Genomic DNA, 8999 nt, shown 5'->3' with positions numbered 1-8999 from the left:
CCGCCTCACGGCCCGCAATCAGGCTGCCGCGCCACTTCCTCGGTCGCCTCGCGCAACCCCTGCGCCAGGGCCTCTCGATCCTGCGCCGCATACACCCGCCCGCCCGTCGCATCGGCCACGCAGCGCGACAAGGGGTTCTTGCTCAGGCTCACCATGTTCACCCGCAACCGCGGCTGGCGCTGGGCGATCTCCCGCGCTACGGCGCAGACGTCCCGGTCGCAGTTGTCCTCGCCGTCGACGAACATCACCACCACCGCGTCCTTGTCACGACCGTCGACCTGGCTGGCGGCGCGCTCCAGGCTCGCCGCCAGGGGAGTGGCCTGGTAGGCCGGCAGGCCGTCGACCAGACGCAGCAGGTCCGTGCGCTGATCGGCCCGGAACAGCCCATGGTCACGAATGACCTGGCAACCGTCGAACGTCAGCACCCGCGTGGCGATGTCCGGGTGCAGCTGCGCCAGCGTCTCGTCGAAGGCCTGCTTGGCCACGCTCAGGCGCGTGGGCTCGGCCAGGATCCGCAAGCGCCGAGGGTTGTCGGCCGGCAGGCGATCACCCACCTGGCCGAACCATTCCTCGTCCTCTGCCGTGGCCGACTGGTTGAGGTTCATCGACCCCGAGGTGTCGAGGATCATCACGAAGTCCGGCGCGGCGGCCCCCGGCGTACAGGCGTAGTTGCCCATCGGCGCGGCCGCCGGTATCGGCCACCACAGCGCCCGCCACCACCACAGCGCCCACAGCAGCAGCGCCAGCAAGGCCAGCAGCCCGAGCAGCCACCACCCCCAGCGACGCCGCGGCGCCACAGCCACGGGTCGCGGCGGCGGGGCCGGGCTGACGGGCGCTGCCGGTGGGGGTGCCACGGGCCGCGGTGCCAGCGCGCCCCAGCGGATCATCACCGGCTCATCGTTGAGGCTGTACAGGTGCTCCAGCGCCACAGTCCCTGTCAAACCCTCCAGGGCCTGCGCCGTCTGGGTGTCACCCCGTGCACGCAGGCGCTCGGCCAGTTGCGCGATGGCCTGCTGGCGGTGCGCGACCCGGGCCAGCAGGTCGGCCTGGGCCTTGGCATTCAGCTCGGCATAAGGCGTAGGCTGGCCTTCGAGCGGAGACCACCACTGCACACCGTCGCCATCCGGCCGTGGCTGGCTGAACAGGTGGACGATGCTGGGCGGAAAGTGACGCTCGAGCTGCGTCAGCGTGGCGCCGAGCGTGTCGAGCTGAGCCGCGGTGTAGGGGCCCGCGTCGTGGGTGATGCGCTGCATGAAAAGACATCCGGTGGATACCAGGACCGTGCGGTCCCGGTCGAGCGGTTATTCGTACCCCAGGCTCATCTGCAGAAGCGAGACCTTCTTCTGCAACGCCTTGAGCGTTTCCTGGCGCGCCTGGACCTGCGCCGGGTTGGCCGCCGGCACGGGCTGCTTGGCCGCGCTGAGCTGGCGTTGCAAGTCGTCGATCTGGCGCTGCACACCGGCCTTGGCGCCATGCCGGGCCTTGAGCTGGCCCAGCAGGCTGTCCATGGAGGCGTTCAGTGCCTGTTGCTGACGCTGCTGCTCGGCCAAGGTCTTGCCGGTGGCCTGCTGCTGCGCGACCAGGTCATCGTGCACGCGTCGGAACGCGACGTTCTCCGCGCGTGCTGCGTCCAGCGACTGCTGCTGCTGATCGACCTGCTGCTGGTAGCCGCCGCCCAGGTCGCAGTGCATCTTGGTGAACAGGCTCGGGTCCTGCACGGTGCTGTCGCATTCCTGGGCGGTGCTGGCGCAACCGGCCAGGACCGCGGCGCCCAGTAGCGGCACAAGGTGTCGAACATTCATCGGTGATTACCCCAGGGTGATGGCCGAACGCTGGCTGTAGAGCCCGTCGACTTCGTTTTGCAGGTTGGCGACCTTGGCGTTCATCTTGGCGATTTCCGCCTCCACGGCGGCCACGTCCTTGCCGGCGCCATTCTGTCGCTCGAGTTGAGCGGTCTTCTCGTACTGCGCGACCTTGTTGCGCATGTTGCCCACGTCCGCACGCATCTGCTTGAGGTTGGCATCGATCTCGGCCACCTGCTGGCGTGCTGCCGCCTGGTTCACGGTCTTGCTGCGAATCGAGGTGCGCAGGGCGGCGATGCGCTGTTTGTCGTCGTTGATCACCTGCTGCAGGGTGGCGCTGCGCAAGGCCACCTTCTCGGTGTCGGCCTTGACCTCGTCGTTCATCTTCTGCAGGCGCTGGGTGGTGTTGGCGTACTGGCTGCGGCGGTAGTCGTAGTAGTAGTTGGCGCCCAGCGCCACGCCGCAGGCACCGATGCCGGCCACGACCATGCAGCCGACCTTGTTGTCGGCCGCCACCGCGCAGGCCAGTATGCCGACACCGGCTGCAGCGGCGCAGGCGGTCAGGCCGGAGCTGGAGAAGAACTTCGCATCCTGACCCTGGGTCAGGCGCGGATCGGTCTTGGCCTGGGAGGTGCCGAACAGGTTGCCGGCGCCCTGGCCGCCGGTCGACTGGGCGCACCCGCCGAGCACCAGGCTCACGGCGAGCACCGCGCACCACCACCGGTTGGGGAAAAGCCTTTTCATGAGTTGCTCCTGCATCGATGTGCGTCAGTCAGTCTCGAAGTGTCGGTCACGGCGTCTTCACGCCCTTGCAGCGGCCCAGCCAACCCTCGGTGTCGATCTTCTGGGTCTTGAGGTAGCCCTTGAGGTTGCCCCAGTGCGTGCCCAGGAAGGGCTTGAGGTCCTGTAGCTGCGGGTTGCGCGTGAGGATCTCCTCCTGCACCGGCACCTGCTTGGCCAGCAGCGGCTGGGTGTACAGCGTGGCGGCGTCGACCAGGGTGCTGGCGTAGTAGTTGCTCAGCTTGTGCAGCCGGTCCTTCTGCTCGTCCAGCTTGCCCTGGCGCATCGGACAGGTGCTGTCGTCGCTGCCGGCGGCGCAGGTGAGCGCGTAGTTCTTCTGCAGGAAGTCCAGGTAGCGGCCGTCGTCGAGCAGCTTGGTGCACAGGAACGCGCCCAGGTTGAGGCTGGCGCGGATGGCCTGGTCACGGCTTTCCTCCTGCTGCTGGTTGCTGGCGCGCAGCTGGTTCTCCAGGCTCTTGAGCTGGTCCTTGAGCGCCTGGTCCTGCACACCCGAGGCCAGCTGGCCGAGCGCTTGCACGGTGGAGCCGTCCGTCTTGCCCGCACCCTCGGCCTGGCCGAGGGTCTGCCACTGCTGCTCGATCGCCTTGATCCGGTCGCGCGAGGTCAGGGCCGGTGCCACCAGGGCCAGGCGCAGGCCGGTGCCCTTGTTGCTGGCGGCATGGTCGCCGTCGTAGTAGTCGCGCTCCTGGCGCAGGGCGGTGCGCAGGTCGCCCTGGGCGGTGCGGAAGTCACCGCCACGGACCACGAAGCCACCGGCCTGACCATGCTGGCGGTCGAGCTTGTTCAGGCGGAAGGGCTCGAACATCATCTCCGCCACATTGCCGAGCATGTCATGCAGGCCCAATGGGTTGGGCTTGAGCAGACCGGTCAGCTGCGCCTGGCCATTGGCCGACTGGCTGCCGGCGAACCATTCGTAGGCGCCGACACCGTCGGGCATCGGGTAGCGGCCATCGCGAAATTCGGCGGCGTTGACCTGCAGGCCACCGCGCGCAGCGAACTCCCACTCCACCTCGGTCGGCAGGCGCAGGAAGCCGGCCACGCCGTCCTCCTTGGGCAGCTTCTCCTTGGCGTGCTGGCGCAGCCACAGGTTGTAGCGGTCGCTGGCCTGCATCGCCTGCAACCAGCTGACCCCGGTGGCCGGCAAGCGCGTCTTGGTGGCCGGCGTCGGGCATGTCTCGTCGGTCAGTGCACGGTACTGCAGGTCGCTCATCTCGTACTTGGCCAGCAGGTAGTAGCGCGACTTGGCTGGCTTGCCGTCGGTGAAGCTGCCGGCGACGAAGGCCGGGCGCGTCTGCTCCACGTAGCCCCATTCGGCGCTGTCCTGGCCAAGCTTGACCGGGTAGTCGTCCAGCGGGCCGCCCAGGGGCACGAAGACCTTGCGGAACACCATGGCGCCGTCGCAGGGCATCGGCAGCACCACGTCGCCCTCGGCCGGTTTCGGGTTGTAGTACTTTTCGTCCCAGCCGGCCTGGGCCTGCAGGCTCACCGCCAGCAGGGGCATCAGGCACAAGGCACGTAGCGAGTTACAGTTCACGCAGGCTCTCCGCAGGTTCGATATGGATGGCGCGGGCCGCGCCGATGAGGGCGACCAGGGCCGCCACCAGCAGCGCCAGCAGCAGCGCGGCCAGGGCATGCCCAGGGGTGATGTGGCAGACGAAGGCGCCGGTGGCGCGGGCGCCGCCGAGCAGGTGGTCGAACAGGGCGCTGCCGGCCAGGTAGCTGGCCAGCCCGCCGACATAACCGGTCAGGGCCAGGGCCACGGCTTGCAGGACGATGAAGCCTGCCGCCGCGCCGCGCTGGAAACCCATCAGGCGCAGCAGCGCCAGGCTGCGCCGCTTGCGCTCGATGTTGGCCAGGAAGGCCCCGGCCAGCGAGGCCAGGCAGCCGAGCAGCGCCGCACCGGCGATCACCGCGAAGATCACCCCCAGCACATGGTTGATGGCCTTGACGTTGTCGATGTCGGCCAGGCGGCTGCTGGTCTCGAGGTGCTGCGCCTCCAGCCAGCGCGCCAGCCCGGCCACCGCGTCGATGTCACGGGCATACAGCCGCGCCTTGGCGTAGCGCGGCGCCAGGCCGTCCTGGACGGCGCCCTCGAGACCGCCGAACAGCGGCACCTGATAGCCATCACGAAAGCGCTCGAGCTGTTGCAGCAGGGCCGGGGTGACGAACACCGCCGGGCGGGCGAAGCGCTCGGCCGGCAGCACCGCGCTCACCTGCAGGCGCAGCTCGCCCCGCTGCTCGTGGCCGTCCAGGCGCCGCTGCACACGCAGGCGGATCCACTGTCCGGCGCTGGCCTCCAGACGCCGCGCCGCCGCCGCGCTCAGCACCGTGGCCGTGGTCGAGGCGGGCACTTGGGCATCGACCAGCAGCGGATCGCCAGCCCCCGTGGGCACCACTTCGGCGTTCTCCACGAAGCGCCCGTGCTCGCCGAGCAGGTCCGCCTGGGTGTTGAGCGAGCGCGTCAGGCCGACGACAAAGCCGGTCTCCGGTCGCGCGCGCAGGGTCTGCAACCAGGCCTCGTCGAAGCTGCCACTGCCCAGCAGCTTGACCTCCAGGTTGCGCGGGTCGCTGAGCAGCTGTGCCTGCAACTGGCTGACCACCCCGTGCTTGAGGCCGAACAGCAGCAACAGCGGCGCGATGACCGCGACCAACGCCGCCGCCACGCACAGCGAGACCTTGCGGTCGTGCCACAGGTCGGCGAGGGCCAGCTGCGTCAGCAGCCGCAGACGTTCAGGCCAGCGTGGCAAAGTGCGTCTCCCCAGGGCCACTGTGGGCGCGCAGGCTCGGCAGGCCGAAGGCCTCGACCAGGGCCCAGTCGTGGGACACCAGCAGCACCGCCAGTTGCAGCTCGCGCGCCAGCTCCAGCAACAGGCCGAACAGACGCTGGGCGTTGTGCGGGTCGAGGGCGGCAGTCGGCTCGTCGGCCAGCAGCAGACGCGGCTGGTGGGCGATGGCCCGGGCGCAGGCCACGCGCTGGCGTTCGCCGATCGACAGGGCCTGCGGCAGCTTGTTCAGCAGCGGGGTCAGGTTGAGCACCTCGATGGCCCGCTCGGCGCCCGCGCCCAGGCCAGGCAGGCCCAGCAGCTGGCGCGGCAGGCGAATGTTCGCCGCCACGTCGAGAAACGGCAGCAGGCCGCCGTTCTGCAGGATGAAGCCCAGGCGCTGTGCGCGCAGCTCGGCCAGGCGCGCCTGCTCGCCCTGGGCCAGCAGCGCCGCCACATCGACCTCGTCGAGGCGATAGCGTCCCACCTGGCTGGGCGACAGCAGCAGGCCCAGGGCCTCGAGCAGGGTGCTCTTGCCGCAGCCGCTCTCGCCGGTGATCGCCAGCACCTGGCCAGGGTCCAGGCGCAGCGACGGCAGATGCACCGCATGGCCGTGGCCAGGCACGCCGCGCTGCACGCTCAGGGCATCGACCTCGAGCATGTCAGGGCATCATTTCCAGCGGCACCGGGTACACGTAGTCACGTGCATCGCTGCCTTCGGCCAGGGACACCCAGCGGTCCACGTCGGCGTTGTAGCGCTGGTAGTGGCGCAGCTTGGTGGCCAGGGTGCGGATGAATTTCTCCTGGGCCAGGCCGTCCCAGCTCTTCCAGGTTTCCTCGTCGAGGTTCAGCACTTCGCTGTGGTAGGGCAGGTCGTCGAGGTATTCGCCGAGCACGCCCAGGTCGGCCACCTTGGCGTTGCCGTTGGCCTTGAGCTGGTTGGGGTCGGTACCCATGGTCGCGGCCACGTTGCGCAGGCGCTCGAACATGTCGCTGGGCGAGATCAGCCCTTCGTTGGCGGCGTCGAGGATCTGCTTGAGCACCTCGGACAGGTCGCTCAGCTGCGCCTTGGTCAGCAGCACGCGCACGTCGGTGGTCGGCACGTTCTGCTTGATCGGGTCGCGGTCGGCGATCCAGGCCTGGAACACCGGCGGCGCCTGGGTACCTTGCTGCTCGCCCAGGTAGGCCAGGCGCATGGCGTGGCCGATCAGCGCGGCGTCGTCGACCAGCTTCTGCTCCTCGGGCGTGGCCTTGGCGTTGAGCGCGCTGCCGATGGCCTCGTCGCCCATGTAGGCGGCCTTGACCTGGCCTGTGATGGCGCTGGCCAGGGCATCCACCTTGCGCCCGTAGGCCTCCACGTCGCCGGCATCCACCGGGTAGTACAGGGAGGTCTGGGTGCCGGCGTAGGTCGACAGCGCCTGGTACTGCGCCTCGGCCCGGGCGTGGTCCTTGGCCCCGGCCGGGGTCTTGAGGTGCAGGGTGTACAGCGCAACGCCCGGGTTGGCCGCCTCGATGCGCACCTGCTCGGCGCTCAGCCCGGTGGAAGAGAGCTTATCGTCACCGTCCAGTGCCCCGGCGTCGGTGATCAGCACCACGTAGCGGGCACCGAAGGGTTTCCAGTCGATCGTGTCGATGGCCTGCATCACCCCGGCGTAGGCGTCTTCGTCGAAGGCCTTGCTCGACACCTTGGCCTGCTTGAGGTCGGCGACCTTGGCCAGGAAGTCATCGCCGTCCTTGACCGTGTTGGGGTCGGCGTACAGCTTGGTCAGGTACTCCAGGCCCGGCACCGCCTGGGTGCTGGAGCGGAACGCGACCAGGCCGAACTTGACCTGGCGGCCCAGGTTCTCCTTGGCGATCTGCGCATAGACCTTGCGGATCGCCTCACGGGTACGCTCGATGTACGGGTCCATGGAGATGGTCGAGTCGATCACGAACACCACCGCCGCGCTGAACTCCTTGAGCTGGCTGGCGCTGTTGGCCGCGCCCGCTGGGCCCTGGGCGGCGGCGTTGGCCGGGGCGTTCGCCGCCTGGGCGTCGGCCTTGCTGACCGAGGCCACGTCGAGGATGCGCGTGCGAAAGCCGGCCTCGGTCATGACTTCTTCGCCGCTGAGCACCGGCAGCAGGTAGAACTGCTTTTGCAGGTCGATGAAGTACTCCGGCTCCTGGGCCAGCACGCCCGGTGCCGCCTGGCCCTGCTTGAGCTTGGCGCGCAGCGGGGCGATGTGGCTGACCGGGTCGGGCGCGTCGAGGATGCCTTCGAGGGTCTTGCGCTCCTTGAAGAACAGCAGGCGGTCGCGGTTGGCCGGGTTGGTGAAGGCCAGGGTGAGCTGCATGCGCCACTCCACCGTGCAGGCCGCCGGCAGCCAGCCGAGGGTCTTGCCGAAACTGTCCGGGCCGACCTTGAGCCATTCGGCATTGCCGGCCTGGCTGCGTTCGTACACGTAGAAACGGCTGAAGGCCGGCTGTTCGGCCCCGGCCGGGGCGCCTGCCGTGGGGCTCAGGTGGCAGCCCGGCGTGGTCAGCACGCGCTGGAACAGGGTCTTCTTGCCGGCTTGCAGCAGCGGTGTGTCGGCGGCCAGCACGGTGCCGTGGGCCAGCACGAGGCTGGCGGCGAGGGCGATCAGGCGCAGCTTCACTTCTTCAGGTCCTTGAGGCGCTCGGCGGCCTCGGCATTGTCCGGGTCGAAGCCCTGGATGGTTTCGTACCAGTACACCGCCGTGGCCTCGTCAGGTGCCTTGAAGCAGTCGCTGGGTTGCAGGAACTTGGGGTCGTACTCGTGGGCGTAGGCGCTGGCGATGGCCAGGTCGCCGGCCTGGGCGCGGTTGGCGTAGAGCCGCTGCGCCACGCCGCACTGCTTGGCCGCCTTGGCCTGGGCGATGGTCTCGAGCAGGGCCTGGCTGCCGGGTGCGTGCTGGATGCAGGTCTGGACGAACTGCAGTTCCGTGTCGCTGGCCAGGGCTTCGCGGCTGCACGGGGCCGCCGTCGCCGTCGCCGCCGCAGGCGCAGCGGGCGCGGCCGGTTCGGCGCCCGGCTTGAGCAGCCACCAGGCCAGGGCGGCCAAGGCCAGCAACGCCAGCACCAGGGCGATCCACAGGCCTGCCTTGCTGGTGTTCGCAGAGGGCGTGACCGGCGGCATGGGCGGCGGGGCGACTGGCTCAAGGGTCGGTTCGGGCACGGGTACGGGCTCAGGCTCGACCACCGGGGCCGGCACAGGCTCGGGCTCCGGCGCTGGCGTCAGCACCGCGCTGCGCTCGGCCCCAGCCGGGCCCGTGGCGGCGGCCGCGCTGGAAGGCAGCAGGCCATCGGCCAGGCGCAGGACGTTCTCGTCTGTGCCGTCCGGCCCGCGCAGGCGCAGGTTGTAGAGGTTGTTCGGCTGGCTCAGCAGCGGGTCGACGATCTGCGCGCCCAGGGCGCAGGTCATGTGCTCGCCGCTGGCGTCTTCCTCGAACACCTGCTCGAACCAGCAGGGCGTGTTGCTCCAGCGCTGGTCGGCCTGCAGGTAGTGCTCGTCCTGGTTGCGCTGGATGGCGAAGGACAGCGCGCCGCTGTCGTATTCCCAGCCTCGCACGTGCAGCAGGGCACGGCCGGGCGTCGAAGGGAGCAGGGGCTGCAGCTTGGGGGTGATGGCCATCGT

At 69.5% G+C, this 8999-nt stretch carries 8 protein-coding genes; all 8 read right to left on the bottom strand.

Annotated features, from left to right (window positions below):
• Window positions 1–5: 5 nt before the first annotated feature.
• From G7007_RS06505 to G7007_RS06475, 8 genes are read right to left on the bottom strand one after another with little or no spacing between them, the layout of a single operon-like run.
• On the bottom strand, window positions 6–1253 hold the full coding sequence (locus tag G7007_RS06505; protein WP_181100091.1) for a VWA domain-containing protein: 1248 nt from the start codon (window positions 1251–1253) through the stop codon (window positions 6–8).
• Window positions 1254–1301: 48 nt separating this feature from the next.
• Window positions 1302–1802 carry a hypothetical protein gene (locus G7007_RS06500; protein ID WP_181100089.1) on the bottom strand — a complete coding sequence of 167 codons (501 nt, stop codon included), beginning with the start codon at window positions 1800–1802 and terminating at the stop codon, window positions 1302–1304.
• Window positions 1803–1808: 6 nt separating this feature from the next.
• On the bottom strand, window positions 1809–2546 hold the full coding sequence (locus G7007_RS06495) for a hypothetical protein (protein ID WP_181100087.1): 738 nt from the start codon (window positions 2544–2546) through the stop codon (window positions 1809–1811).
• A gap of 46 nt (window positions 2547–2592) precedes the next feature.
• Window positions 2593–4104, bottom strand: coding sequence for a formylglycine-generating enzyme family protein (locus tag G7007_RS06490; protein ID WP_258198504.1), 1512 nt, complete (start codon window positions 4102–4104; stop codon window positions 2593–2595).
• 22 nt (window positions 4105–4126) lie between these two features.
• Entirely contained in the window at window positions 4127–5350 is a 1224-nt protein-coding gene (locus G7007_RS22145; RefSeq protein ID WP_258198499.1) for an ABC transporter permease, read from the bottom strand.
• The gene (locus G7007_RS06485) at window positions 5334–6026 is read right to left on the bottom strand and encodes an ABC transporter ATP-binding protein (RefSeq protein ID WP_181100077.1); all 693 of its coding nucleotides are present in this window, start codon (window positions 6024–6026) and stop codon (window positions 5334–5336) included. Before G7007_RS06485 ends, G7007_RS22145 begins: the two co-directional genes overlap by 17 nt.
• Before the next feature lies 1 nt (window position 6027).
• Window positions 6028–8001 carry a vWA domain-containing protein gene (locus G7007_RS06480; protein ID WP_181100074.1) on the bottom strand — a complete coding sequence of 658 codons (1974 nt, stop codon included), beginning with the start codon at window positions 7999–8001 and terminating at the stop codon, window positions 6028–6030.
• Window positions 7998–8996 (bottom strand): hypothetical protein, encoded by a 999-nt coding sequence (locus G7007_RS06475; protein ID WP_181100073.1) that lies wholly within the window; start codon window positions 8994–8996, stop codon window positions 7998–8000. Before G7007_RS06475 ends, G7007_RS06480 begins: the two co-directional genes overlap by 4 nt.
• Between the last annotated feature and the right edge of the window lie 3 nt (window positions 8997–8999).

The sequence above is a fragment of the Pseudomonas entomophila genome, assembly GCF_013523125.1.
GTDB lineage: Bacteria > Pseudomonadota > Gammaproteobacteria > Pseudomonadales > Pseudomonadaceae > Aquipseudomonas > Aquipseudomonas entomophila_B.
This window is presented reverse-complemented; position numbering and strand designations above follow the sequence as displayed.